The organism is Streptomyces sp. NPDC006339 (assembly GCF_040612775.1).
GTDB lineage: Bacteria > Actinomycetota > Actinomycetes > Streptomycetales > Streptomycetaceae > Streptomyces.
Genome location: NZ_JBEXQW010000002.1, coordinates 18,968 through 43,264 on the forward strand (window position 1 = coordinate 18,968; position 24,297 = coordinate 43,264).

Sequence of the window (24,297 nt, forward strand, 5' to 3'; positions counted from 1 at the left end):
GAAAGGAACCCCCGAACCGCCCCTACCGCCCCTCGAACCGCGCCGCCCGCCGCTCCACGAACGCCGCCACCCCCTCCCGCGCGTCCCGCGTCGTCATGCACAGCTCCTGCGCCGCCGCCTCCGCCGCGAAGGCGGTGGCCCGGTCGGTCTCCAAGGAGCCGTTGACCAGCCGCTTGGTGAGCGCCAGCGCGCGGGTCGGGCCCTGGGCGAGCCGCTCGGCCCACGCGCGGGCCGTCTTCTCCAGCTCCTCCGCCGGAACCACCCGGTTCACCAGACCCATCGCCAGCGCCTCGCCCGCCGGCAGCGCGTCGCCGAAGAACATCAGCTCCTTCGCCCGCTGCGGCCCCACCAGCCGCGGCAGCAGATACGCCCCGCCCCCGTCCGGTACGATCCCGCGCCGCACGAACACCTCCACGAACCGCGCCGACTCCGCCGCCAGCACCAGATCGCACGCGAACGCCAGATGCGCCCCGATCCCGGCCGCCGTCCCGTTCACCGCCGCGATCACCGGCTTCTCGCAGTCCAGTACGGCCCCGACGAAGCGCTGCGCGCCGCGCCGGATCATCCGGGCCACGTCGCCCTGCACCCGCTCCCCGCCGGCGGCCGGCCCGCCGCGCAGGTCCGCGCCCGCGCAGAAGCCCCGCCCCGTCGCCGTCACGACCACGGCCCGGACCTCCGGGTCGGCCGAGGCGTCGTCCAGCAGCCCGATGATCCGCTCCCGCTGGTCCCAGGTCACCGCGTTCATCGCCTCGGGCCGGTTGAGCGTGATCCACGAGACGCCGTTCCCGACGGCGTGCAGGACGTCCTCCACGTACGTACGCCTCCTCAGCGGCACACCGCGAGCGCGTCCAGGGCCACCGCGCCCTGCCCCCGCGGCAGCACCATCAGCGGATTGATGTCCAACTCGGCGAGGTCCCCGTCGAGTTCCAGGGCCATGCGCTGCACCCGCAGCACGACCTCCACCAGCGCGTCCACGTCCGCCGGCGGCGCCCCCCGCACCCCCTCCAGGAGCGCCCGCCCGCGCAGCTCGCCCAGCATGTCCCGGGCCTCCCGCTCCCCGAACGGCGGCACGCGCACGGCCGTGTCGTCCAGGACCTCCACCAGGACCCCGCCGAGCCCCACCGTGACCGTCGGCCCGAACAGGGAGTCGTGGGTCACGCCCACCACCATCTCGACCCCCCGCCCCACCATCTGGCACACGAGGATTCCGTCCAGGTCGACGCCCTCGTAGCGGGCGATGTCGGTCAACTCCCGGTAAGCGTCGCGGATCTGGCTCGCGGACGTCAGCCCGACCTTCACCAGGCCGAGCTCCGTCTTGTGCGCGAGCCGGGCACCCGAAGCCTTCATGACGACCGGGTAGCCCACCAGACCCGCCGCCCGCACGGCCGCGGCGGCGCTGGTCACGAGCTGTTCGCGGGGCACCCGTATCCCGTACGCCCGCAGGAGCTGCTTCGCCGCGTGCTCGCTCAGCCGGTGGCCGGGCCGGAGCAGCGCCCGGGCCTTGCGGAGGGAGGGGGACGGGGTGCGCGGGGCCTCGTCGAAGGGGGAGCGGTAGCCGGTGGTGAAGCGGTGGTGGTCCAGCCATGCCTTCACCGCGCCGATGCAGTTGCCGAAGGTGCGGAAGGTGGCGACCCGCGAGGAGCCGAGCAGTGTCGTGCGGTAGGCGTCCTCGGTGCCGACGGGCGAGCCCCACACCACGCAGATCAGCTTGTCCGTCTCCTCGGCCGCGTCCACCAGGTCCCGCGCGAGCCGGTCGCTCATCGGCGGGAAGGGCCCGGTGATCGGGCAGATCAGCACGCCCACCTCCGGGTCGGCGAGGATCGCGTCGATGATCTTCCGGCCGCGCGGGTCGCCGACCGGGTGGCCGCCGTTGTCGACGGGGTTCGCCACGCTCAGGTACGCCGGGATCCACTGGTGCAGCTCGTCCTGCTTGGCGGCCGACAGTGTGGGCAGGCTCAGGCCCGCCGCGGTCGCCAGGTCGGAGAAGTGGGCGCCGGTGCCGCCGGAGATGGAGTAGACGACGACGCCCTCGGCGACCGGCCGGCGGGCGCGGGCGAGCAGGGTGGCGGTGTCCTGGAGCTGGTCGAGCCCGTCGACCCGGATCACTCCGAACTGCCGCATGGCCGCGTCGACGACCCGGTCGGCGCCGGTGAGCTTGCCGGTGTGCGAGGCCGCCATCCGGGCCCCGGCCTCGGTGCGGCCGACTTTCACGGCGACGACGGGCACCTTGCGGCGGGCGGCCTGGTCGGCGGCGAGCAGGAAGGAGCGGCCGTCCTTGAGCCCCTCCACGTAACAGGCGATGGCCCCGACCTCGGGCCGGTGGGCGAAGTACGAGAGAAAGTCGGCGGTCTCCAGGTCGGCCTCGTTGCCGGTGGGGGCCCAGTGCGAGAGCCGGACGCCGAGCTCCTGGAGGGTGAAGACGGGCCGGCCCTGGTGGCCGGACTGGGTGATGAGCGCGATCGCCGGTCCTTCCAGGTCGTCCCGGAAGCGCTCGAAGGCGTTGAGGTTGGTGTTGGGGCCGAGCAGCCGGAGCCCGGACCGCGCGACCGCGGCCGCGAGCCGCTCCTGCGCCTTCGCGCCCTCCTCCCCGGTCTCGGCGAAGCCGGAGGCGAAGGCGACGGCGAAGCGCACCCCGGACGCGGAGGCGGCGAGCCGCTCGATGACGGGCAGCGGGTCGGCGACGAGGAGGACGGCGAGGTCGACGGGCTCGCCGAGGGCCTCCAGACCGTCGACGGAGGGTACGCAGTCGATCCCGAAGACGGTCGTACGGGTCGGGTGCACGGGCACCACTCGGGCGCCGACCCGGCCGGCCCAGTCGAGCAGTTGCCGGGTGATCCCGGTGGTGGGCCGCCCCTCGGTGTCGGAGGCGCCGACGACGGCGACCACCCGGGGCCGGAAGAACCGGTCGAGGTCGGGCACGGGGGCGTGCAGCGGGCGGCCGCTGACGTCGGTGTCGCCCTCGACGGCGGCGGCGCCGTGCGCAACCGTCCGGGCCGGCTGTTCGCCGCAGGCGTCCACCCGGGCCCGGAGGTCGGTGGTGAAGGTCCCGTGAGTCGATCCCAGCATCGTTCCGCACCGCCCATCCCGAAGACCGGACACGCCCCGGCTGTACCTGACGCTTAGTCAGATTACTCAACTGACGGTCAGTCAGGAATAGCCGGGACGGGACGGGACGGCATGGGACCGGCGGACGACGGCACGGCCCGGCTCGGGTCGCCCTACGCCGTCACGGTGTCCGCCAGCACCTCCGCCGCCCGGGCCACCAGCACGTCGTCGGCCGCCGCGTCCTCGGCGGGCTTGGTGGTCATGACGGCCAGGACGACCGGCGGCCGGCCGGGCGGCCAGGCGATCCCGGCGTCGTTGTTGCCGCCGTAGCGGCCGCCGCCGGTCTTGTCGGCCAGCGTCCAGTCGACCGGCAGCCCCTTGCGGAAGCGTGCGTCGCTGGTCGTGTTGGCCAGCATCCAGCCGGTCAGCCGGCGCCGGTCGCCGGGGGCGAGGGCGTCGCCCAGGACGAGCCGGGCGTACGAACGGGCGATGGCACGCGGGGTCGTCGTGTCCGTCTCGCGCCACGGCTCAGCCGAGTTCAGCTCCGGCTCCCAGCGGTCGAGCCGGGTCACCTCGTCGCCGATGGACCGGGCGAAACGGGTGATGGCGGTCGGTCCGCCGAGCTCGCGCAGCAGGAGGTTGGCGGCCGTGTTGTCGCTGTGGGTGATGGCGTACTCGCACAGCTCGGCGACCGTCATGCCGGTGCCCACGTGGTCCTTGGTCACCGGCGACCAGCCGGAGCGCGTCACGTACTCCTGGGTGTAGTGGATGCGCCGGGCGAGGAACGCGCCGTCCCGGTCCAGGTCCCGCAGGACCGCCGCCGAGCCCAGCGTCTTGAACAGCGAGCACATCGGGAAGCGTTCGTCGGCCCGGTACGCGACCAGGCGGCCGCTGCCGGTGTCGTAGGCGTACGCGCCGAGGCGTGCGCCGTGCTCCCGCTCCAGCGCCCGTAAACGCTGCCGCGCGCGCCCGGGCGCGGCATGGGCCGGGGCCGCGGCCAGGGCGCCCGCGAGGGCCGCCCCGGCGCCGGCGGCGAGGATCGTCCGACGGGTGGGTCGCACGGTTCGGTGCCTTTCGTTGCTGCGGATGGGACGCCTGAGGTGACGCCCCCACCCACCCACTCGGTTGCACCGCCCCCTCCGGCGCCGCCACGGCCTGCGCGGCTACGCCGGGCTCCCGGCCCCGCGCCCGCTCGCCCGGCCCTGCGCCCCACTGTCGGTGCCGCCCTCGGCCGCGCGGCGGCCCGCTCGGCGGGCCGTCGCGCCGCCGGTGCGCGGGTGGGTCTCCGGGGTGATGCCGGCCGCCTGGCGGCCCGCGCCCGTTCGGGCGATCCTTCGGGCGATCTTGTCCGCGTCTCTGGCCAGTTCTCGCAGCATGCCGCTGATCGGGTTGGTGAAGCCGGTGAAGTAGAGCCCCGGGGCGGTGCGCGGGCAGCGGGCGCCGCGGGTCAGGGGGCGGCCCTGCGGGTCCAGGACGTTCAGGTGGCCGAGGAGGGGCTCGAGGGCGCGGTCGTAACCGGTGGCGGCGATGACCGCGTCCGGGGTGATCCGGGTGCCGTCCGCGAGGACCACCTCGCGCCCGTCAAGCGCCTCGACGGCCGCGACGACCTCCACCTTGCCGGACCGGATCGCGGCGACGAGGCCCACGTCCTGCACCGGCACCGCCCCCGCCCGGGTGCGGGTCGCGAGGCCCGTGTCCGGGCGGGGCAGGCCGTACGCCGTCAGGTCGGGCGACGCGAACCGGCCGAGCGCCCGCCCCAGCAGGTCCACCAGGACCACCGGAAGCCGCCGGACCAGGATGCCGCTGCGCTGGGCGGGCCAGCCGAGGGTCGTGCGGCGCACGATGTGCGGGGCGGTCCGCACCGCGAGCCGCACCCGGGCCGCCCCGCCCTCCGCCAGGTCCGCCGCGATCTCCGCGCCGGTGTTGCCGACGCCCACGACGAGGACGTCCCTGCCCCGGTACGGCCCCGGATTGCGGTACTCCCGCGCGTGCCGGAGCTCGCCCTCGTACGTGGCGCGGCCGGGCCACGCGGGCAGCCGCGGCGTGTGGTTGTAGCCGGTGGCCACGACCACCGCGCTGCCGACGAGCCGCCGCCCCCCGCTCGCGTGCAGCACCCACTCCGTACCGTCCCGCTCGACGCGGAAGACCTCGACCCCGGTGACGATCTCCAGCTCGTGCCGCTCGGCGTACGCCTCCAGGTAGCGGACCACGTCCGCCCGCGCCACCCACCGCCCGTACGAGCGCGGGATCTTGAGGCCGGGCAGGGCGGACAGCCGCCTCGTGGTGTGCAGGCGCAGCCGGTCGTAGTGCCCGCGCCAGGAGGCGCCGACGGCGTCGGACTTCTCCAGGACGACGGCACGGACGCCGCGGGCGCGCAGGGTGGCGGCGGCCGCGAGTCCGCCGGGACCGCCGCCGATGACGTACACCGGGTGGACGACCTGTGAGGGCGGTGCTTGGGGGGTGGTGACCATGAATTCTGAGCGTAATGACGTGTACACGCTATGGGTCTCGGTCAAGAGGGGTTTCGGTTGCGAAACGGTCACGCGGGCCGGTCCTGACGGCCCCCTCTTGCGCCCGGACTGCTCCTGCGCTGAACTGACATGCCGTCAGATTCGTGTCTCCGGGGAGGCTCGCGCATGCAGACCCTCTGGCTCACCGGCGCCGAATGGCTCGCCGTCCTCCGCATCGGCCTCGGCCTGTGGTGGCTGGAGAGCTGGCGCCACAAGGACCGGAAGGGCTGGTTCGAGCGCGGCACCGGCATCGCCTGGGCCGCCGACATCGCCGCCCGGCACAAGTGGCCCGCCGTACGGAAGGGCTTCGACGCCGTCGTCGCCCCGCGCCCCAAGCTCATGGCCTACGTGGTCGTCCACGCCGAACTCGCCCTCGGCCTCGGCCTGATCGCCGGCCTCCTCACCCCCGTCGCCCTCGTCGGCGGCCTCCTCCTCAACCTCCTCTACCTCACGCTGATGATCCACGACTGGGCCGAGCAGGGGCAGAACGCGATGATGGCGCTCATCTCCCTCGTCGCCCTGGTCACCCTGTCCTGGCAGACCTGGTCCCTCGACCACGCGATCGGACTCTTCTCATGACCGTCCACCCCGCGAACCTCCCGGACGTCGACGCCTTCACCCGCCCCTATTGGGACGCCGCCGCCGAAGGCCGGCTCCTCCTGCGCCACTGCGCCGACTGCGACCGCCCGCACCACTACCCCCGCGAGTTCTGCCCCCACTGCTGGAGCGACGCCGTCACCTGGCGCCGCGCGAGCGGCCGCGCCGTGCTCTACACCTGGTCCGTCGTCCACCGCAACGACCTCCCGCCCTTCGACGGCCGCGTCCCCTACGTCGCGGCGGTCGTCGACCTCGCGGAGGGCCCGCGGATGATGACCGAGATCGTCGACTGCCCGGAGCCCGAGCTGCGCATCGGCATGGACCTGGAGGTCGCCTTCCGCCCGGAAGGCGACCTCCACGTCCCGGTGTTCACACCCCGGCGCCCGTGACGCCCGAACCCTAGGACCCGACCCGCTCGCCCGTGACCCTCTCGCCCGTGATCCGCTCCACCGGGACCCACAACTGCGACCCCGTCTCCGCCCCGATCTCCACCGGCCGGGTCTTCAGGAGCTCCGGACCCGGACGGCTCGCGTACGGGTTCGAGGGGAACCACTGCGTGAAGACGTCCCGCCACAGCTCCTGGAGCGCGCTCGGATACGGCCCGTGGTTGTCGAAGACCGCCCACGTCCCGGCCGGCACGTCCAGGACGTCCAGGTCCTCCGCGGTCGTCCCCGGACCGGTCGCCACACCGATCCAGTAGTCCACCTCGGCACCCTCCTCACGGCTGTCGGACAGATGCTCCACCGCCGTCAGGACCCCCTCCGGGTCCCGGTCGGACAGCTCCTTCATCCGTACGATCGCCTGCTCGCCCAGGCTCTCCACGTGCGCCGCGGCGGCCGCGTTCACCCCCTCGTGGACGAGCGGGACCCGGGCCTTCCGTCCCACGATCCTGAAGGCGTCCTTCTCGACGATCCGGTACCGCATGGTGCTGCTCCCTTCGACGACGACACGGAAGGACACGCGCGGCTGGGACGTGAGCACCGCGCCCGTGCGCCGGACCTCGCCCGGCCCCACCCCGTGCACGGAACGGAACGCCCGGGCGAACGCCTCGCCCGACCCGTAGCCGTACCGCACCGCGATGTCGAGCAGCGTCCGCTCCCCGGCCAGCACCTCGGCCCCGGCCAGCGTCATGCGCCGGCGCCGTACGTACACGGAGAGCGGCATCCCGGCCAGCGCCGAGAACAGCCGCCGGAAGTGGTACTCCGACGTCATCGCGATCCGGGCGGCCCCGGCGACGTCCACCTCGCGGTCGAGATGGCGTTCCATGTGGTCAAGGGCTCGGTTCAGCTCCTCCAGCACGCCTGTGCGTCCTTCCTTCTGGTGCCTTCACCGTAGGAAGGACCACCCTCCCAGGACCCGACAAGCCGTGCCCGGAACGGTCGGGTCCGGCGGGGGCGGCCCAGCGGCACTTGCGGTTGACGCTGCGGCAACTCCTACGGTCTTCGTACGGGGCCGGAGAGACCGGCCCCGGCGAGGGAAGGGACCGCCATGGCCTGGTCGATCGCGGACGTGGCCCGGATGTCCGGAGTCACCACCCGGACCCTGCGGCACTACGACGAGATCGGCCTGCTGCCGCCCGCGTGGACCGCGAGCAACGGGCACCGCCACTACGAGGAGGCCCAGCTTCTCCGCCTCCAGCAGATCCTGCTCATGCGGGAGCTGGACGTGGGGCTGCGCGAGATCCGGGCCGTCCTGGACAGCCGCGCGGACCGCGTGGCCGTCCTGCGCGAGCACCACGCACGGCTGCTCGCGGAGCGGGAACGCATCGGCACGCTGGCCCGGACGGTGGCCCGCACCATCGCCGAACTGGAGGAAGGCGAGGACGACGACACCATGACGAAGATCAACCGCCCGGAGAACCTCTTCGAGGGCTTCCAGCCCGACCCCGAGATGGAGGCCGAGGTCAGGGAACGCTGGCCGGAGGCGTACGAGGAGTCCCGGAAGGCGGTCGAGGAGCTGACCCCGGAGACCGGCGAGGAGTGGCAGCGCGAGGTCACCGCGCAGATGATCCGCTTCGCCGAGCACATGGCCGCCGGCACACCCGCCGACGACCCGGCCGTCCAGACCGAGGTGGACGCCCACTACCGGGGCGTGTGCCGCTTCTGGACCCCGAACGCGGAGGCGTACCGGGGCCTGGCGGCGACGTACGCGGAGGACCCGCGCTTTCGGGCGAACTTCGACCGCGTCGCCGATGGGCTGGCCGACTATCTGCGCGCTGCGATGGCTGTCTACGCGGATGCCCGGCTGAGCTGACGGCCTGCGGCCTGCGGTCGGCGGCCGGCGGCCCACGGGGGGATCACGCGCGGTCGACGGGCTGCAGACCGTCGACGGCGTCATGCTGGAAGGTGGGAGGCGAGGAGGATGACCACTCCTACCGACACCGACACCGACACCGACACCGACACCGACACCGGTACCGACACCGGTACCGACACCGGTACCGAGACCGGCACCCGCTGGCATATCGCCGGTGACTGGTTCGACACCTGTAAATGCACGATCCCGTGCCCCTGCACCTTCGCCCAGCCTCCGACCTTCGGCGACTGCGAGGGCGTGCTGGTCTGGCACATCAGAGAGGGCGCCTACGGAGACGTGCGCCTCGACGGCCTGAACGTCGTCATGCTGGCCTCCTTCACGGGCAACCCGTGGGCGGGCGAGCACACCGACCCCTTCGCCGCCGTCTTCGTCGACGAGCGCGCCGACGAGCGGCAGCGGGCGGCCCTGGGGGCGATCTTCGGCGGGGAGGCGGGCGGCTGGCCGGCGCAGTTCGGCGAGATGTTCGGCGCCGAGATGCGGGGGATGGAGTTCGCCCCGATCGAAGTGACCGTGGCCGCCGACCTGGCGTCCTGGAGCGCGGAGGTCCCGGGCAGGGTACGGGCGAGCGCGGAGGCCCTGAGCGGCCCGACGACCCCGGAGGGCGCGCGGGTCCAGGTCCACAACATCCCGGGCGCGGAGGTCGGCCCCGGCCAGATCGCGACGTGGGGCCGGTCGACGGCGGACCGGGCGGACGCGTACGGCTTCCGCTGGGACCGCAGCGGCCGGTCGAGCAAGCACTTCCCGTTCGACTGGAGCGGCCCGGACTAAATGTGTCGATCGCGGGGGCGACCTCTGAGAAGGTCCTGAGTGACCCGGAACCGCTACGAGGGGAAGCCCGTGCCGCGTGCTGTCACATTGATCCGTTCCGCCTCCCTGTCCGATGTGGCGGAGTACGCCTACGCGGCCACGGCCCCGGCCGAGGCGCGGCTGATCTTCCTGGCCGGAGCATGTCCTCTGAACGAGGACGGCTCGACCGCGGCGATCGGGGACGTCGCGGGGCAGGCGGCCAAGGCCGTGCAGAACATGCGGACGGCTCTGACGGACGCGGGCGCGTCACTGCGCGATGTCATCAGCACCCGTGTCCTCGTTGCCTCGCACCGGCGGGAGGACCTGGTGACGGCGTGGGAGGTCGTCCGGGACGCGTTCGGTGACCACGACGTACCCAGCACATTGATGGGGGTCACCGTGCTCGGCTATGACGGCCAGCTCGTCGAGATCGAAGCCGTCGCCGCCGTGCTTGACTCCTGAGCGGCGCCCCGCCGCTCCCCGGGCCTTCCGCCGGCCACACCTGGCCGGTCAAGCCGCCCCGACGGTCGCCAGGATCTCCGGTGCGGCCTCCGCCAGCGTGGCGAAGTGACGGTGCGAACCCTCCGCCGGGGCCGCCGTGTTGACGGCCCAGACCGTCATCCCGGCCGCCCGCCCCGACCGTACGCCCGACGGCGCGTCCTCGATCACCAGGCAGTCCGCCGGGTCCGCGCCCAGCTTCTCGGCGGCCAGGAGGTACGGCACGGGCGAGGGCTTGCCCTCGCTCACGCAGGCCGCGTCCACGACGAGCTCGGGCATCGGCAGCCCGGTCCGCTCGAACCGCCCGCGCACCCGGTGCTCGTAGTTCGACGTCACCAGCGCCCACCGGTCGGCGGGCAGGGCGTTGAGGAGCTCGGCCGCGCCGTCGAAGGCGCTGTACGTACCCGTCCGTACGTCCTCGTCCTCCAGCGCGTGCAGAAGGGCGAGGCACTCGTCGGGATCGGCCCCGGGCGCGACGGCCGCGAACGTCTCCACCGGCCGCGTCCGCAGCGCGAAGGCGTACACCTCGTCCCCGTCCAGCCCGTGGTGGGCGGCCCAGGCGTGCCAGACGCGCCGCTGGTTCTCGACTGCGTCCATCAGGGTGCCGTCGACGTCGAAGAGGATGAAGGTGCTGGTCATAGCGGGGAGATCGTAGACATGAAACGAAACCTTGCCTACGGCTTTGCCGCCGCCACCTGCGCCGCCGCCCTCGGCCTCGGCCTCTCCGGCGCGGCCACCGCCGGCCCCGTCCCCGGGGAGAACCCGGCCGCCGCCGAGTGGGCCCCGAAGCCGCCCACCCGCCTGCACCTGACGATCACCGACGCCGCCGGTGTCGAGAAGGACGTCTTCCTCGGCTGTCGCCCGAACGGCGGCAACCACCCGAAGGCGGACCTGGCCTGCGACGCCCTCCACGACTCCGCCGGCGACTTCGACAAGCTGAAGGGCGAACGGGACACGATCTGCACGGCCGAGCACGCCCCGGTCACCGCGAAGGCGGAGGGCACGTTCAACGACGCGCCCGTGACCTGGTCGAAGACCTTCGGGAACGCGTGCGAGCTGAAGGCGAAGACGGCACCCGTCTTCGCCTTCTGAGCGCTCACCGCGCGATCAGACGCGCGCGTACGACACGAACGACGACCACACGGCGGGCGCCACGGCGAGCTGGGGCCCGTCGGGGTTCTTGGAGTCGCGGACGTGGACGGTGGTGGGGTGGGCGGCGACCTCGACGCAGTTGCCGCCTTCACCATCGCTGTAGCTGGACTTGCGCCATTCGTAAGCGACTTCGAGGCACTCGCCGCCCTCAGGGCCGCTGTAGCTGCTCTTGAACCAGGCCAGATCCGCGGTGCTCATAGCTCTCCCAGCCGTTTCTCGATCCATTCCAGGGACTCCCGCTTGGTGAGTGCCTGTGATCGCAGGATCCCATAGCGCTCGGAGTACTGGCGCACCTCTTCCGGGTCGGTGATCAGGCGGGCGTGCCCGTAGACCTCGGTGTAGGCGACCTCGCGGCGCCCCTTGGGTGTCAGTAGCGTGAAGGGGTTGCCCAAGTACGGGTGTTCCTCACTGTCCTGGGGGAGGATCTGGAGCTCCACTGTGCGTCGCTGAGCAACCTCCAGGATGCGCCGGAGCTGCTCGCGGTGGACCTCAGGGCCGCCGAACGGCCGCAGAAGGACGGCCGCCTCAAGGACGAAGCTGATGGTCGGCACGGGCCATCGGTCGAAGATCATCTGCCGCGAGATCCGATCGGCCAACCGCTTCTCGATGGTCGCCTCGTCCAGCATCGGGCGGCTGCGTTCGAAGAGCGAGCTGGCATATGCGGGTGTCTGGAGCATGCCCGGCACGGCCTGCACCGCGTAGTAGTGCAGCGCGACCGCCTCCGCTTCCTCCTTCGCGAAGCTGCGGAACCAATCCGGATGCCGCACCCGCGCCCGCGCCAGCGCCTCCCGTACGTCGTCCACCGCCGCGATCAGCACCCCGTCCGCCCGCAGCACCGGGTCCGCCCGGATCAGGAAGTCGGGCTGCGGGGTGCGGACCCCGCGCTCTACCGAGGAGACCAGGTCCTCGCTACAGTGCGTGGCGTCCGCCAGTTCCGCCTGGCTCAGGCCCGCGTTCTTGCGCAGGACCTTGATGATTTTTCCCAGCGCCCTGAACAGGTGCGCCGTACCGTCGACTTCGGACGGCCGTTCCGGCCGCTCCTCCTCGTTTCCCGACATCCGTACCGCCCTCTTGGCGTGCTCGTACCGCTACTCAGCGTCGTGGTGTCGCCCCTGGTCAGGGTACGGCCGAGGCTCCACTCTCGGGGCCATGAAGACGGAAATGACCACCCCAACCAGTGAGTCCGGCGGCGAATTCAGGGGCGTGTTCGCGCAACGGCTCTCTTCCACGCGCCGGGGCGCTCGGCTCGCGCGCCTCCTGGCCGTGCAGCAGATGCGGGACTGGGGGCTGACGGACACGGACGCCGCCGAGCTGGTCGTGGCGGAGCTGGCCAGCAACGCCGTCACGCACGGTCGCGTGCCCGGGCGGGACTTCGAGGTGCGGCTGCTGCTCGCCGAGGACCATGTCCGGGTCGAGCTCTCCGACACCCGCGCCGAGCGCGAGCCGGAGCCGAACCCGTATCCGGACGAGCACGGCTACGGCCTCCCGCTCGTCGCCGCGCTCGCGATCGCCTGGGGTGTGAAGAGCCGCTGCGTCGGCAAGACGGTCTGGGCCACGGTGGCGGTGGGATGACACGGCCATCGCAGGCCCGGCGAGCCGTACTCGGCGCTGCCTTCCGGCCGCGGTTGCTCGGCGAGCAGGTCGACGGAGTCCTCGCGGATGTCCCAGTGACGTTTCTGCAGGTGAAAGCCGTCCGCCTGGCGGGTGAGGACGGGCCCGCAACGCGGCCGTCGCCGCCGCCCGTCCCCAACGATCGTCCTCGGCAGCGCGCCGGCGCGCTGCGGGACGATGAGGAGTCAGGCAGTGAGCATCACCCCCCACGGCGCCGCCCTGCGCGCCCGGATCGCCGCACCCGGCACGACGCCCCTGGTCGGCGTGTACGACATGTACTCGGCGTCGGTCGCCGCCGGGCACTACGACGGGATGTTCGTGTCCGGGTTCGGTTTCGCGGCCTCGTACTACGGGCTGCCGGACATCGGCTTCATCGCGTGGCCGGACATGCTGGCCTTCGTGCAGCGGCTGCGCGGCGCGTTTCCCCGGCACGATCTGCTCGTCGACATCGACGACGGCTACGTCGATCCCGAGGTGGCCTGCCATGTCGTGGAGAGCCTGGAGCGCGCCGGGGCCTCCGGGGTGATCCTGGAGGACCAGAAGCGGCCGCGGCGGTGCGGGCACGCGGACGGGAAGCAGGTGCTGCCGCTGGAGGAGTACCTGGCCAAGCTGGAGAGGGTGCTCGCCACCCGCCGGGACCTGGTGGTCGTGGCCCGTACGGACGCGACGGAGGAGGACGAGATCCTGCGGCGGGCCGAGTCCCTGGCGGCCACCGACGCCGACGCCGTGCTCGTGGACGGCGTACGGAGCGTGGAGTGGATCCGCCGGATCCGGAAGGTCGTGGACGGCAAGCCGCTGCTCTTCAACCAGATCGCGGGCGGCAAGTCGCCCCGCCTGTCCCTGTCCGAGCTGACGGACCTGGGGGTCGACGTGGCGATCTACAGCACGCCGTGCCTCTTCGCCGCGCACGAGGCGATGGACGCGGCGCTGGCCGAGCTGCGGCGGGCGGACGGCCGGCTGCCGGCCGTCGATCCCGGGAGCGGGGTCGGTGTCGCCGCCTCGACCCGGCTCCTGGAGCGGAACATCGCCCGGCACCGCGGGGCGCCCGAGCGGGCGGAGGTGTGACCCGGCGGCACCGGAGTCACCCTCGCCCCCTCAGCGGCGCTCCACGACTCCGCGGACGTACGCGGCCTGGCCCGCGTGCTGGTTGTCCTCGGCGATCACGCTGACCAGCCGGACGCCCAGGGTGACGTGCGGGGTCCAGCGGGTGTCGACGACCCGGGCCAGGTCGCCGTCGGTGAGGGAGCGGACGTGGTCGAGGGTGCGGGCGTGGACGGCGTCGTAGTAGCCGAGGAGCAGGTCGGCCGGGGCGCGGACGGCCGCGACCTGCTTGGCGCTGTGGCCGAAGCCGGTGGCGTCCTCGGGGAAGGGCAGGCCGAAGCGGCCGGACCAGCCGTCGGCCGTCCACACCTGCTCGGTGCCGAACGCGTCGGCGATGTGGTCGTCCTGGATACGGGTGAGGTGCCAGACCAGCCACGCGATCGAGTTGGCGTCGGGATCGATCCGTACGGCCAGGTCGTCCTCGGACAGGCCCTCGACGGCCTCGTGCACGGCCTCCTGGACCCGGCCGAAGGCGTCAAGGAGAAGCTCGGCGCTCTTCATGGGGCCACCGTACGACGTGCGCCGGCGGCCCGCCTGTTCCCTGCCTCCGTCCGACCTCCGCCAGACGTCCGCCAGACCTCTCCGTCCGACCTCCGTCAGACCCGGTGGTAGTGGTAGCCCTCCCCGTGGGAGGGGCCCACGTCGCGGAGGATGCCGCTCGGCACGGCGAGCTTGAACGCGGACGTGTCGCCGTTGGTGCAGTGGGGGTAGCCGCCGGACTTGGCCTGGTCGACGGTGGTGACGCCCAGGTTGATGCGCTTGCCGCCGTCGGTGATGGAGATCAGCTTGGCCACGTACTCGCAGTGCACGCTGTTGATGTTGGTGATCATCCGGGCGGCGATCTGGCCGGGCGCCACCCGGTAGATGTAGACCGTCTCGGGCTGGCTGATGTTGTAGTCCGCCGTGTACTTCCAGGTGCCGACGAAGGCCGAGGGGACCCGGTTGTCGCTGGTGGCGGGCGGCCTGGGGGCGTTGGTGGCGGGCGGCCGGGCCGCGGTGCCGCCGGAGGAGGAGCCGCCCGACGATCCGCCCGACACCGAGCCGCCGGTGGAGCCGCCGGACGTGGTGGTCGACGAGCCGCCGCCCGAGGCCGTACCGCCGCCGCTGGCGGGCAGGCCGCCGCCGGACCCGCCGGAGGCGCCGCCGACCGCCCCGCCCGGACCTGCGGGCGGCGGCACGGCGCTCGTCGGCGCCTGCCCCGGCTTGGTGGGCGTGCCGGACGGGGGAGCGGTCGAGGGTCCCGTGGTGGTGGCGGGCGGGGCGGTGGTGGCGGAGGTGCCGGGGGAGCCCTGGAGGTCGCGCTCGCGGGCACTGTCGTCGATCAGTTTGACGACGGTGCCGCTGACGCCGAGGACCACGAAGACGGCGGCCACGACCGCCCAGACGCGCGAGGCGCGGCGCGGCTCGCGGCGGCCGGTGCCGGCGGTGGCGGGAGTGCCGGCCGGGGCGGCGGAGGCGGCGGGGGTGGCCGGGGTGGCCTGCGGTGCCGCCTCGCCGTTCTCGGGGAGCGGCGCGGCCGCGCCGGAGCCCGCGCCCTGGTCCTCGCCCGTGTCGGCGTCGGACGCCGAGGGGCCGCCCGGCCCGGCGGTCCGGTCGGCCGCCTCCCGCTCCAGCTCCTCGGACAGGGCCTCGGCGTCGAGGAGCCGGGCCGCCTGCCGGGCGAGGCGGGCCACGAGCTCGGGCGGCAGCCACGCCCCGGCGGTCGCGCCGCGCCCGGTCTCCTCGCCGGGCAGGGCGGGGTCGGCGAGAAGGGCCTCGATGGCGGGCCGCTGCTCCGGGTCCTTGATGAGGCAGCGGGCGACGAAGCCGCGCAGCTCCTCGGACTCGATCCGGTCGAGCTCCGGCTCGGCCTCGACGATCTGGAACATGATCGCGTGCTGGTTGCTGGCCCCGTGGCCGAAGGGCAGCCGGCCGGTCGCCGCGTACATCAGGACGCAGCCGAGCGCGAAGACGTCGGCGGCCGGGCCGAGGCTCTCGCCGCGCACCTGCTCGGGGGCCATGAAGCCGGGCGAGCCGACCACCATGCCGGTGCTGGTGAGCAGCGACTCGACCGAGGGCTCCAGGGCCCGCGCGATGCCGAAGTCGATCACCCGGGGGCCCTCGACGGTGAGCATCACGTTGGACGGCTTGAGGTCCCGGTGCAGGATCCCGGCGCCGTGGATGCCCTGGAGCGCCCGCAGCAGCCCGAGCGCGAGGGCGAGGATCGAGTCGGCGGGCAGCGGGCCGTGCTCGCGCACCACCTGCTCCAGGGACGGCCCGGGCACGAAACCGGTGACCACCCAGGGGCGGTCCGCGTCGGGGTCGGCGTCCAGGACGGGCGCGGTGTAGTGCTCGCCGACCTTCCGGACCGCGTCCACCTCCCGGCGGAAACGCGCCCGGAACTGCGGGTCCTGCGCGTGCTCCTCGTGCACGACCTTGACGGCCACCGTGCGCCCGCCCTCGGAGCGCCCCAGGAACACCCGCCCCATCCCGCCGGACCCGAGCCGCCCGAGCAGCCGGTACGGCCCGACCCGGCGCGGGTCACCGGACTTGAGCGGCTCCATCCCGCTCCCGCCGCCGTCCCTCTTCTTCCCTTTGCCGCTCTCGCCGCTCATGCCGGTCTGGTCCCCCTGGTCGTCCCTGGTCCGTGGTCGGTCGAACGCGCACAGCGTAGATGAGTACGCGTCAAGTGGACGCGGCGAGAGCCGACTTGGGTTCCTCCTGCACGTACTCCTCCGCGCGCCTTCCTTACAGGAACCAGCCCTCCACGTCTGCGATCAGGTGCACGTTTCCGGAGTGGTTGGAGAAGGTCACCTTGCCGTCGACGACCGGGACGACGACCAGGTTCGGCACGGTCTGTCCGGCCCGGAAGTTCAGGCTCGACGTGGTGCCGCGGGGGGTGCCCGCCGGGTGGACCGTGACGTAGCCCGCGGTCGTCGGCTGGGTCGCCGTGACGTTGAGGACGACGGCCTTGACCTTCTCCGGGATCACGCCGGCGCCCCCGGCCTGGAGCGTCACGGACTGGCCCGGACCCACTGCGCCCTTGCGGACGCCGAAGCCGAGGCGGGTGTCCATGAGGCGGCGCGGTTCGGTGCCGGTGAAGGCCGAGCCGCTGCCGTTCGTGTAGTAGCCGACGACGTCGCCGAGCAGGTCCACGGAGCCCCAGCCGTTGGTGAAGGCCACCTTGCCGTTGACGACGGGGACGACGACGGCCCCGGCGACCGTCCGGCCCGCGGGGACGTTCAGGCTGGATGTGCCCGGGCGCGGGGTGCCGTCCGGGTAGGCGGTGACGTAGGTCCCCTTGGTCGCGTTGGTGGCGGTCACGTTCATGACGACGGCCGTGACGCCGCTCGCCGGGACGCCCTTCACGCCCGCGACCTGAAGACGGGCGGTGCCGCCCTGGCCGATCTTGGCGCGGGGCACGCCCGTGCCGCTGCGGGTGTCCATGAAGCGGGTCGGGGCGAGCGGCTGGAAGGCGGAGCCTGTGGCCGTCGTGTGGTAGCCGGAGACATCGGCGACGAGGTCCGTGCTGCCGGAGGTGTTGGCGAAGAACTCCACCTTGCCGTCGACGACGGGGACGACCACCAGGTTCGATGTCGTCTGCCCGGCGGTGAAGTTGACCTGCGAGCTGCCGTTGGACGAGTGGTACGGGCCCGCCGTGCCGGGCAGCACGCTGATGTGGCCGGGCTTGGTGGTGTTGGTCGCCGTGACGTTCAGGACGACACTCGTGGCCCCGGTGGCCGGCACCCCGCCGACGCCCGCCACCTTGAGCTGGAACCGCTGCCACGGGGCGAGCTTCGCCTTCCGGATGCCGACGCCCGCCCGGGTGTCGAGGACGCGCTTGGGGGCGAGCGGCTGGTAGGAGGAGGGGCTGGTGGTGAGGACGGTGCCGTACGCCTGGATGGTGCCGCCGGCGCGCAGGGCGGTGGTGGTGCCGCCCGGCTCGCGGGCCTCCAGGTCGTAGCGGTAGGTCCCTTCCAGGACGCCGTTGCCGGCCTCGTCCTTGCCGTCCCACACGGCACGGACCGAGGCGCCCTCACCGCCCTCGCCGGAGAGGGTGCGCACGACGCTTCCTCCGGCGGTCCGGATGGTGACCTTCCAGGCGCCCGCCGGGCGGGACAGCCGCCACAGGTGCGTCCAGACGGGGTCGGACGGATACTTGCCCATCTCGAAGGCGTGCAGGACGGCGAGGGGTTGCGGGGCGATCGGGACACGCTTCACGTGGATGTTCTTCTGCGCGTCGACGAACGCGACGCCGCCGCCGAACTTGTCCACCGACCAGTCGACCCGGCGGCCGGACCCGGTCGCGGTCCTGACCGGGATGTCGGCGAACTCGGAGGTCCGGCCGGTGGCCGCTTCGGTGAGCAGCAGCTTGCCGGCCGCGTTGTCCCGCCGTACGACGTAGCCGTCACCGAGCAGTGCCTCGCCCGCAGGGACGGCGACGCTCTTCTTGAGCTGCTGGTCGTACACGCCTGCCTTGGCGCCGCCCGCGCAGGCCCAGTAGAGCCAGCGGCCCAGGGCCTGGAGCTCGGCAGGGACGCAGCCGGAGCCGAGGTCGATGACGGGGGCCGTCACCTGGGTGACCAGGTCGTACGAATTGACCTTGCCCGTGCCGGTGGCTGCCGGCTTCCACAGCTTGGTGCCCCACAGGGCGGCGGCGCCCTGCGGACGCTTGAGCAGGATCTGGGCGCCCTGGGTGTCACCGAAGTCGGTGACGTACTGCGAGGTGCCGTCGGTGGAGAGGGTGTAGCGGCCGCCGGCGTCGAGGAGGGTGGCCTCGGCCGGCAGGTACACGACCCGGGAGGAGTTCTCGATGATGGGCGCCTCGACCGCGCTGCTCCAGGCGACGGCGCTCTGGCCGTCGCCGAGTGAGAACGGCCCCTTCGGCGCGGGCATGTTGTCCGTCGCGTACCAGTCGCGTCGCCTCACCTCGGTGGGCGTCCGGGTGTCGACCTCGTAGAGGGTTTGTCCGGGCATGGTGTTGCTCAGGTAGCTCACCCGACCGCCGCCCACGGCGATCCCGCGATAGCTGGCGGGCATCTGCGGCACCTTCGCCACCGGCGCGAGCCGGGGTACCCCGTCCTCGCCGAGGGTGACGTGGTGCACGGCCCAGTCCTGCGCCCGGGTGCCGCCGACGACCAGGACGCTGCCGTCGGGCATGACGGTGAGGTCGCCCGCCCCGTGGGGGAGCAGCTCGCGGGCCGTGCCGCCGCCGAGCGGCACGGCGTACAGCTTCCCTCCCTCGCTGTACGTGCCCCAGAACGGGTCGAGGTCGTGGCGCACGAGGATCCAGTCACCGAGCACGGTCGACTTCGACCAGGCGGCCTCGTTCATGCCCTTCGCGGGCAGCGGCGTCACCACCGGCGTGGCCGAGGGGTTGTCGCGGGGCACGGTCAGGACGGCGTCGTTGGACTGCTCCACGAGCAGGCGGTCGTGCCCGAGGCTCCGATCGGCCAGCAGGGGGACCGTCGTCGTGGGCGTGAGCTCCGCTGTCGCGTAGTCGAGGAGGTAGGTGGTGTACGGGCCTTCGGCCACCGCCTGCGTCGTCACGAGCGCGCCGCGCATGTCCTGCTCCAGGACCCGCACGCTGGCGACGGTGTCGCGCAGGCCGGTGACGGGCTGCTCGGTGACCTCGCCGCCGGTGCTCCGCCACAGGCGCAGACCGCCGTATCTGCCGTCGGCCGTCCTGGTGGCGGTGAGCATGCTGTCCCGCGTGAATCCGCGGAGCCAGACCTGGCCCTGGGCCGGAGGCACGTCGAGGGTGGTCGTCGCGCCAGTCGAGAGGTCGGTGACGGTCATCCGCCGCGTGTCGCGGTCGAAGAAGGCGAAGTGTCCGGAGTGGCGGGCCGTGTCGGCGGCCAGGTACTTCGAGGGCAGCGGCGAGTCCGTGCCGGTCGCCAGGTCCCTCCAGAGCAGGGTGCGGCCCTCCTGACTGTGGACGTACCCACCGGCCCCGGCGTGATCGATGTCCACGGCACGCGGCCTGAACCGCCCCGGATCCGGGATCACCACCTCGTCCGCGGCCGGTGCGGGCGCCGGGTCCTCGGCGGCGGCGGGCAGTGTCATGGTGCCGGTCAGGCCGCTGGTGGCGGCCAGAACGACGGCGGTGGCGAGCGCGGTGCGCGGGAAGGCGCGGCGGCGAGCCGTGCGAAGCATCTGGGAACCCCTCCTGGACACGGAAGGAGATCCCGCCCGGGACGCCCGTGCGCCCCGAGCCCCCCGATCACCCCCCGGATGCGCGGGATCCTAGCCGAACGCGTTCAAGAGGTGGCGCGGTTTCTCGTCTCGCGCCACTCCGCCACCGCCGCCTCCACGTCGAACAAGGTCAGGTTCAGGGGCGGGCCGGCCGGGGGGCGGGTCAGGGCCTCGGCGATGCGGGTGTTGATCTCGCCGAGGATCCGGCGGACCTGGGACTCGGAGACGGCCGCGCGGGCGGCGTCCGCCGCGTCCTCGGCGGCCTTGCGCAGGGCCAGGGAGGGCGGCAGCACGGAGGCGCCCTCGCGGTGCAGCTTCTGCTTGACCCACCACAGCTCATCGTAGGGCGCGGTGTCGTCCGCGAGCGGCTTGCCGAAGCCGGACAGCCGGGCGAACTCGCCCCGCTCGGTGGCCTCGCGGATCTGCTTGTCGACGAACGACTCGAAGCTGACTCCGGGCGGTTTCCGTTCGGTCATACGACCAGACTACGAATCCGGCGGCCGAAACGGCAGGAGCCCCGCTCGTACACGGACGTGCACGGAGCGGGGCTCCTTGGGTACTGCTTCTCGAAGATCGCGATAGTCGACCCGGTGGCCTTAGGCCGGGGTGACGTTCTCCGCCTGCGGACCCTTCGGGCCCTGGGTGACGTCGAAGGTCACCTGCTGGTTCTCCTCGAGGGAGCGGAAACCAGACGCGTTGATCGCGGAGTAGTGGACGAAGACATCCGGGCCGCCGCCTTCCTGGGCAATGAAGCCGAAGCCCTTTTCAGCGTTGAACCACTTCACGGTTCCGGTAGCCATGAGCCCTCCTATGGGCCAAAGGGTCGCCCTGCTCCAGAACCTGCAAACAAGTCTGAAAACTACAAAAGCCTGCGGGTTACATGCTCCGCAGGCTCTGTACTGCAAGGGAAACCAAACTGCAACTTGCGTTGAGCGTAGCACGCAGCGTGCGCGAAGCGGTAGAGGTAAAGATCACGTCACTCGGATGTTTGATCTCCGCGCGTGTACTGACACGTGCCCCGGCGATGTCCACCGTTCGAGACGGGACTAGCCTCGCGTTGTGGACAATGCAACCGATGACCACCAGCGCAGCCGGCCCCGGGTCGGACACATCCAGTTCCTGAACTGCCTCCCCCTCTACTGGGGCCTGGCCCGGACCGGAACGCTCCTCGATCTCGAGCTCACGAAGGACACCCCGGAGAAGCTCAGCGAGCGGCTGGTCCGGGGCGATCTCGACATCGGTCCCGTCACCCTCGTGGAGTACCTGCGGCACGCCGACGACCTGGTCGCGCTGCCCGACATCGCCGTCGGCTGCGACGGGCCGGTCATGTCCTGCGTGATCGTCTCCCAGTTGCCCCTGGGCGAGCTGGACGGCGCGCGGGTGGCGCTCGGTTCCACCTCCCGGACCTCCGTGCGCCTGGCGCAGTTGCTGCTCGCCGAGCGGTACGGCGTGGCGCCCGACTACTACACGTGCCCGCCCGACCTCGGCCTGATGATGCAGGAGGCCGAGGCGGCCGTGCTGATCGGCGACGCGGCGCTGCGGGCCTCGCTGCACGACGCGCCCCGGCTCGGCCTGGAGGTCCACGACCTGGGGCTGATGTGGAAGGAGTGGACGGGCCTGCCGTTCGTCTTCGCGGTGTGGGCGGCCCGCAAGGACTTCCTGGCCCGCGAGCCGGAGACCGTCCACGACGTGCACCGGGCCTTCCTGGCCTCGCGGGACCTGTCCCTGGAGGAGGTCGCCAAGGTCGCCGAGCAGGCCGCGCGCTGGGAGGCGTTCGACGCGGAGCTGCTGGAGCGGTACTTCCGGACGCTCGACTTCCGCTTCGGGCCGGAGCAGCTCGCCGGCGTGCGCGAGTTCGCCCGCCGGACCGGCCCGACGACCGGTTTCCCCGCCGACGTACGGGTGGAGCTGCTCGAAGCCCGGCGCTGAGCCGGCTCCGGCCCCGAGCCCCGGGCGCTCCTGAGGCCCGGCAGGCTCGGCGGGCTCGGCAGCCTCAGGAGGCTCAGGAGGCTCAGGGCGAGGGGATCGGCGCCTGGAGCTGCTCGCTGATCCAGGCGATCGAACCCATGTCCATGCCCCGCACATAGCTCTTCGCGTTGTGCGAGCCGTCCGGGATGATCTGCAGCCGCGACTTCACCGGGCCCTTCGTGTACGTCTTGATGAAGGCGTTCAGGCGCGGGGCCATCCAGGTCTCCTTCGTGCCCATCTGGAACGCCAGGTAGACCCGGTTGGCCGGGGTGTCGGGCTTCGCGCCGAGCGCCTTGGCGAGCCGCTCCGGGTTGTTCGCCTGCCGCTCCTTCTCGTGCCCCTTCCACAGCGGCGAGTCGGGCACGAGGTCCGGTCCGGAGGCGATGACCGCCTTGAAGCGGTCCGGCTTCTGGAGCACGGCCTTCAGGCCGACGAAGCCGCCCGACGACGACCCCATGAAGGCCCAGCCGTCCCGCGACCTGAACGTACGGAAATTCGCCCGCACGAAATCCGGCACGTCCTCGGTCAGCCAGGTCCCCATTCTCGGCTCGCCGGGGATATCACTGCCGTCGTAGTACGCCTTGTCGTTCGGGTTGAGCACAGGCATCACGACGATGAACGGAAGGCTCTTTCCCTCCTCCGACCACCGGGCGATGCTCGACTGGAGTTTCAGGTCGGTGCCCATCCAGTAATTCGTCGGATAGCCGAGTCCTCCGGGCAGGGCGATGAGGACGGGGAAGCCGCTGTTCGCGTATTTCGGATCGAAATACTGCTTCGGGGCCCACACCCAGACCTTGCCCGTGAACCCGGACTTCTCGCCCCGGAGCTCGGTGACACCGATCTTGGTGCCGTCCTCGACGGTGTTGGCCGTGGTGAACTCCGCCTTGGGCCCGGTCGGGAAGACCGTCTCCGGGGCCTTTGCGCCGGCGCCGGTGCCGGTGCCGGTGCCGGGCTTCGGCTTGTGCTGCTGCTGGACGGCCTGACGCCCGGCGGACGTCTCGCTCTTCGGCGTGTCGAAGGAGACCGGGTCGCCCTCGTCCGAGCAGCCGGTCACCACGGCCAGGGTGGTGCCGAGGGCGAGGGCTGCCGCGAGGGCGCGGATCGGGCGGCGGCGACGTGTCATCAAGGGTCTCCGGTGCGGTGTGATGCGGTGCGTGGGGCGTTTCGGGTGATACGGCGGATTCCGGAGAAGGAGAGGGCTTCCGCGCCCGATCGGTTGGCTCGGGACCGGGACGAATCCGCGCGGAGGCCCTGGCGTAGGCTGGTTCGGTCCGCTCCGTACGCGCCGGAACGCGTACGCACCCCTCCGAAAGGGACACACCCGGTGACCGAGAAGGCCGAACTCACGTCTCTTGATGTCGCAGCCGTTCTCGACCGCGCCGCCGCGGGTGGCCGGATCACCCCCGAGGAGGCGCTCGAGCTGTACCGCTCGGCGCCGCTGCACGCCCTGGGCGCCGCCGCGGACGCCGTGCGCCGCCGCCGGTACGCGGGCACCGAGCACATCGCCACGTACATCATCGAGCGGAACATCAACTACACGAACGTCTGTGTGACGGCGTGCAAGTTCTGCGCCTTCTACGCCCCGCCGAAGGACACCAAGAACGGCTGGACCCGCGACCTCGAGGACATCCTGCGCCGCTGCGCGGAGACCGTGGAGCTCGGCGGCACCCAGATCATGTTCCAGGGCGGCCACCACCCGGACTTCGGCGTCGAGTACTACGAGAAGCACTTCGCCGCCATCAAGAAGGAGTTCCCGGAGCTGGTCATCCACTCCCTCGGCGCGTCCGAGGTCGAGCACATGGCCCGTATCTCCGGCGTCTCCGTCGAGGAGGCCATCACCCGCATCCACGAGGCCGGCCTCGACTCCTTCGCCGGCGCCGGCGCCGAGCTGCTCCCGGCGCGCCCGCGCAAGGCCATCGCGCCCCTGAAGGAGAGCGGCGAGCGCTGGCTGGAGATCATGGAGATCGCCCACAAGCTGGGCGTCGAGTCCACCTCCACCATGCTGATGGGCACCGGCGAGACCAACGCCGAGCGCATCGAGCACCTGCGGATGATCCGTGACGTGCAGGACCGGACGGGCGGCTTCCGGGCCTTCATCCCGTACACGTACCAGCCCGAGAACAACCACCTGAAGGGCCGCACCCAGGCCACCCTCTTCGAGTACCTGCGCATGATCGCCATCGCGCGGCTCTTCCTCGACAACGTGGCCCACATCCAGGGCTCCTGGCTGACCACCGGCAAGGAGGTCGGCCAGTTGTCCCTGCACTACGGAGCGGACGACCTGGGTTCGATCATGCTGGAGGAGAACGTGGTCTCCTCGGCCGGTGCCAAGCACCGCTCGAACCGGCTGGAGATCATCGACCTCATCCGCAAGGCCGGCCGCGTGCCGGCCCAGCGCTCGACGACGTACGAGCACCTCGTCGTCCACGACGACCCGGCGAACGACCCGGTCGACGAGCGCGTCGCCTCGCACATCTCGTCGATCGCGATCGAGGGCGGCACGGCCCACCCCGAGCTGAAGCTGCTGGACGCGAACTGA

General features: G+C 72.4%; 24 protein-coding genes. 10 read left to right on the top strand and 14 right to left on the bottom strand.

Annotated elements, in window-relative coordinates; genetic code table 11:
- Positions 1-22 precede the first annotated feature (22 nt).
- The 4 genes from ABZ135_RS01550 to ABZ135_RS01565 all read right to left on the bottom strand — a co-directional run bounded on the left by ABZ135_RS01550 (position 23) and on the right by ABZ135_RS01565 (position 5,516).
- Positions 23-835 (bottom strand): enoyl-CoA hydratase-related protein, encoded by an 813-nt coding sequence (locus ABZ135_RS01550; protein ID WP_356690667.1) that lies wholly within the window; start codon positions 833-835, stop codon positions 23-25.
- Positions 826-3,066, bottom strand: a complete 2,241-nt coding sequence (locus ABZ135_RS01555; RefSeq protein WP_356690669.1) for an acetate--CoA ligase family protein — start codon at positions 3,064-3,066, stop codon at positions 826-828. The genes ABZ135_RS01550 and ABZ135_RS01555 overlap by 10 nt, the downstream gene beginning before the upstream one ends.
- Positions 3,067-3,218: 152 nt before the next feature.
- Complete coding sequence (gene bla / locus ABZ135_RS01560) at positions 3,219-4,106, bottom strand: class A beta-lactamase (RefSeq protein ID WP_356690671.1); 888 nt, start codon at positions 4,104-4,106, stop codon at positions 3,219-3,221.
- 102 nt (positions 4,107-4,208) lie between these two features.
- The gene (locus ABZ135_RS01565; protein WP_356690673.1) at positions 4,209-5,516 is read right to left on the bottom strand and encodes an NAD(P)/FAD-dependent oxidoreductase; all 1,308 of its coding nucleotides are present in this window, start codon (positions 5,514-5,516) and stop codon (positions 4,209-4,211) included.
- Between the two features lie 165 nt (positions 5,517-5,681).
- Here ABZ135_RS01565 and ABZ135_RS01570 point away from each other — a divergent pair, with 165 nt between their 5' ends.
- Positions 5,682-6,134 carry a DoxX family protein gene (locus ABZ135_RS01570; RefSeq protein WP_356690675.1) on the top strand — a complete coding sequence of 151 codons (453 nt, stop codon included), beginning with the start codon at positions 5,682-5,684 and terminating at the stop codon, positions 6,132-6,134.
- A complete protein-coding gene (locus ABZ135_RS01575) occupies positions 6,131-6,541 on the top strand; it encodes a Zn-ribbon domain-containing OB-fold protein (RefSeq protein ID WP_356690677.1) in 411 nt (136 codons plus the stop codon). Before ABZ135_RS01570 ends, ABZ135_RS01575 begins: the two co-directional genes overlap by 4 nt.
- A 10-nt stretch (positions 6,542-6,551) precedes the next feature.
- Here ABZ135_RS01575 and ABZ135_RS01580 read toward each other — a convergent pair whose 3' ends face one another.
- Positions 6,552-7,451, bottom strand: a complete 900-nt coding sequence (locus tag ABZ135_RS01580; protein ID WP_356690679.1) for an AraC family transcriptional regulator — start codon at positions 7,449-7,451, stop codon at positions 6,552-6,554.
- Between the two features lie 189 nt (positions 7,452-7,640).
- Between ABZ135_RS01580 and ABZ135_RS01585 the strand changes: the two genes are divergently transcribed.
- The 3 genes from ABZ135_RS01585 (at position 7,641) to ABZ135_RS01595 (ending at position 9,716) form a co-directional block, all read left to right on the top strand.
- Entirely contained in the window at positions 7,641-8,405 is a 765-nt protein-coding gene (locus tag ABZ135_RS01585) for a MerR family transcriptional regulator (protein ID WP_356690681.1), read from the top strand.
- 108 nt (positions 8,406-8,513) lie between these two features.
- On the top strand, positions 8,514-9,236 hold the full coding sequence (locus ABZ135_RS01590; RefSeq protein WP_356690683.1) for a DUF1326 domain-containing protein: 723 nt from the start codon (positions 8,514-8,516) through the stop codon (positions 9,234-9,236).
- A 69-nt stretch (positions 9,237-9,305) separates the two neighbouring features.
- Positions 9,306-9,716: a Rid family hydrolase gene (locus ABZ135_RS01595; RefSeq protein ID WP_356690685.1), complete on the top strand. Its 411-nt coding sequence runs from the start codon at positions 9,306-9,308 to the stop codon at positions 9,714-9,716.
- Positions 9,717-9,764: 48 nt separating this feature from the next.
- Here the strand turns inward: ABZ135_RS01595 and ABZ135_RS01600 are convergent, their stop codons facing one another.
- A complete protein-coding gene (locus tag ABZ135_RS01600) occupies positions 9,765-10,391 on the bottom strand; it encodes an HAD-IA family hydrolase (protein ID WP_356690687.1) in 627 nt (208 codons plus the stop codon).
- Between the two features lie 18 nt (positions 10,392-10,409).
- Here ABZ135_RS01600 and ABZ135_RS01605 point away from each other — a divergent pair, with 18 nt between their 5' ends.
- Entirely contained in the window at positions 10,410-10,844 is a 435-nt protein-coding gene (locus tag ABZ135_RS01605) for an SSI family serine proteinase inhibitor (protein WP_356690689.1), read from the top strand.
- Between the two features lie 15 nt (positions 10,845-10,859).
- Here the strand turns inward: ABZ135_RS01605 and ABZ135_RS01610 are convergent, their stop codons facing one another.
- Together ABZ135_RS01610 and ABZ135_RS01615 are read right to left on the bottom strand one after the other, a co-directional pair.
- The gene (locus ABZ135_RS01610) at positions 10,860-11,102 is read right to left on the bottom strand and encodes a DUF397 domain-containing protein (RefSeq protein ID WP_356690691.1); all 243 of its coding nucleotides are present in this window, start codon (positions 11,100-11,102) and stop codon (positions 10,860-10,862) included.
- Positions 11,099-11,962: a helix-turn-helix transcriptional regulator gene (locus ABZ135_RS01615; protein ID WP_356690693.1), complete on the bottom strand. Its 864-nt coding sequence runs from the start codon at positions 11,960-11,962 to the stop codon at positions 11,099-11,101. The genes ABZ135_RS01610 and ABZ135_RS01615 overlap by 4 nt, the downstream gene beginning before the upstream one ends.
- 103 nt (positions 11,963-12,065) lie before the next feature.
- Between ABZ135_RS01615 and ABZ135_RS01620 the strand changes: the two genes are divergently transcribed.
- Both ABZ135_RS01620 and ABZ135_RS01625 read left to right on the top strand, forming a co-directional pair.
- The gene (locus tag ABZ135_RS01620) at positions 12,066-12,476 is read left to right on the top strand and encodes an ATP-binding protein (protein WP_356690695.1); all 411 of its coding nucleotides are present in this window, start codon (positions 12,066-12,068) and stop codon (positions 12,474-12,476) included.
- 231 nt (positions 12,477-12,707) lie between these two features.
- Positions 12,708-13,580 (top strand): isocitrate lyase/PEP mutase family protein, encoded by an 873-nt coding sequence (locus tag ABZ135_RS01625; protein ID WP_356690697.1) that lies wholly within the window; start codon positions 12,708-12,710, stop codon positions 13,578-13,580.
- A gap of 30 nt (positions 13,581-13,610) precedes the next feature.
- On the opposite strand, the gene ABZ135_RS01630 is transcribed toward ABZ135_RS01625, so the two are convergent.
- The 5 genes from ABZ135_RS01630 to ABZ135_RS01650 all read right to left on the bottom strand — a co-directional run bounded on the left by ABZ135_RS01630 (position 13,611) and on the right by ABZ135_RS01650 (position 20,590).
- Entirely contained in the window at positions 13,611-14,117 is a 507-nt protein-coding gene (locus ABZ135_RS01630) for a DUF664 domain-containing protein (protein ID WP_356690699.1), read from the bottom strand.
- 95 nt (positions 14,118-14,212) lie between these two features.
- Complete coding sequence (locus tag ABZ135_RS01635; protein WP_356690701.1) at positions 14,213-16,210, bottom strand: serine/threonine-protein kinase; 1,998 nt, start codon at positions 16,208-16,210, stop codon at positions 14,213-14,215.
- A gap of 133 nt (positions 16,211-16,343) precedes the next feature.
- Positions 16,344-19,751: a FlgD immunoglobulin-like domain containing protein gene (locus tag ABZ135_RS01640; protein ID WP_356690703.1), complete on the bottom strand. Its 3,408-nt coding sequence runs from the start codon at positions 19,749-19,751 to the stop codon at positions 16,344-16,346.
- Positions 19,752-19,855: 104 nt separating this feature from the next.
- Positions 19,856-20,266: a DUF1992 domain-containing protein gene (locus ABZ135_RS01645; protein WP_356690705.1), complete on the bottom strand. Its 411-nt coding sequence runs from the start codon at positions 20,264-20,266 to the stop codon at positions 19,856-19,858.
- Positions 20,267-20,386: 120 nt separating this feature from the next.
- On the bottom strand, positions 20,387-20,590 hold the full coding sequence (locus tag ABZ135_RS01650) for a cold-shock protein (RefSeq protein ID WP_345486399.1): 204 nt from the start codon (positions 20,588-20,590) through the stop codon (positions 20,387-20,389).
- A gap of 259 nt (positions 20,591-20,849) precedes the next feature.
- On the opposite strand from ABZ135_RS01650, the gene ABZ135_RS01655 reads away from it, so the two are divergent.
- Positions 20,850-21,719 carry a menaquinone biosynthesis protein gene (locus tag ABZ135_RS01655; protein ID WP_356690707.1) on the top strand — a complete coding sequence of 290 codons (870 nt, stop codon included), beginning with the start codon at positions 20,850-20,852 and terminating at the stop codon, positions 21,717-21,719.
- A gap of 82 nt (positions 21,720-21,801) precedes the next feature.
- Here ABZ135_RS01655 and ABZ135_RS01660 read toward each other — a convergent pair whose 3' ends face one another.
- On the bottom strand, positions 21,802-22,881 hold the full coding sequence (locus ABZ135_RS01660) for an alpha/beta hydrolase-fold protein (RefSeq protein ID WP_356690709.1): 1,080 nt from the start codon (positions 22,879-22,881) through the stop codon (positions 21,802-21,804).
- Positions 22,882-23,082: 201 nt separating this feature from the next.
- Between ABZ135_RS01660 and mqnC the strand changes: the two genes are divergently transcribed.
- Complete coding sequence (mqnC, locus tag ABZ135_RS01665; protein WP_356690711.1) at positions 23,083-24,297, top strand: cyclic dehypoxanthinyl futalosine synthase; 1,215 nt, start codon at positions 23,083-23,085, stop codon at positions 24,295-24,297.

Excerpts from the sequence above, each read along its gene's own strand:
- ABZ135_RS01555 (WP_356690669.1), bottom strand. The coding sequence starts at position 3,066 with ATGCTGGGATCGACTCACGGGACCTTCACCACCGACCTCCGGGCCCGG.
- ABZ135_RS01565 (WP_356690673.1), bottom strand. The coding sequence starts at position 5,516 with ATGGTCACCACCCCCCAAGCACCGCCCTCACAGGTCGTCCACCCGGTG.
- ABZ135_RS01570 (WP_356690675.1), top strand. The coding sequence starts at position 5,682 with ATGCAGACCCTCTGGCTCACCGGCGCCGAATGGCTCGCCGTCCTCCGC.
- ABZ135_RS01575 (WP_356690677.1), top strand. The coding sequence starts at position 6,131 with ATGACCGTCCACCCCGCGAACCTCCCGGACGTCGACGCCTTCACCCGC.
- ABZ135_RS01585 (WP_356690681.1), top strand. The coding sequence starts at position 7,641 with ATGGCCTGGTCGATCGCGGACGTGGCCCGGATGTCCGGAGTCACCACC.
- ABZ135_RS01590 (WP_356690683.1), top strand. The coding sequence starts at position 8,514 with ATGACCACTCCTACCGACACCGACACCGACACCGACACCGACACCGAC.
- ABZ135_RS01600 (WP_356690687.1), bottom strand. The coding sequence starts at position 10,391 with ATGACCAGCACCTTCATCCTCTTCGACGTCGACGGCACCCTGATGGAC.
- ABZ135_RS01605 (WP_356690689.1), top strand. The coding sequence starts at position 10,410 with ATGAAACGAAACCTTGCCTACGGCTTTGCCGCCGCCACCTGCGCCGCC.
- ABZ135_RS01610 (WP_356690691.1), bottom strand. The coding sequence starts at position 11,102 with ATGAGCACCGCGGATCTGGCCTGGTTCAAGAGCAGCTACAGCGGCCCT.
- ABZ135_RS01615 (WP_356690693.1), bottom strand. The coding sequence starts at position 11,962 with ATGTCGGGAAACGAGGAGGAGCGGCCGGAACGGCCGTCCGAAGTCGAC.
- ABZ135_RS01620 (WP_356690695.1), top strand. The coding sequence starts at position 12,066 with ATGACCACCCCAACCAGTGAGTCCGGCGGCGAATTCAGGGGCGTGTTC.
- ABZ135_RS01630 (WP_356690699.1), bottom strand. The coding sequence starts at position 14,117 with ATGAAGAGCGCCGAGCTTCTCCTTGACGCCTTCGGCCGGGTCCAGGAG.
- ABZ135_RS01635 (WP_356690701.1), bottom strand. The coding sequence starts at position 16,210 with ATGAGCGGCGAGAGCGGCAAAGGGAAGAAGAGGGACGGCGGCGGGAGC.
- ABZ135_RS01640 (WP_356690703.1), bottom strand. The coding sequence starts at position 19,751 with ATGCTTCGCACGGCTCGCCGCCGCGCCTTCCCGCGCACCGCGCTCGCC.
- ABZ135_RS01645 (WP_356690705.1), bottom strand. The coding sequence starts at position 20,266 with ATGACCGAACGGAAACCGCCCGGAGTCAGCTTCGAGTCGTTCGTCGAC.
- ABZ135_RS01650 (WP_345486399.1), bottom strand. The coding sequence starts at position 20,590 with ATGGCTACCGGAACCGTGAAGTGGTTCAACGCTGAAAAGGGCTTCGGC.
- ABZ135_RS01660 (WP_356690709.1), bottom strand. The coding sequence starts at position 22,881 with ATGACACGTCGCCGCCGCCCGATCCGCGCCCTCGCGGCAGCCCTCGCC.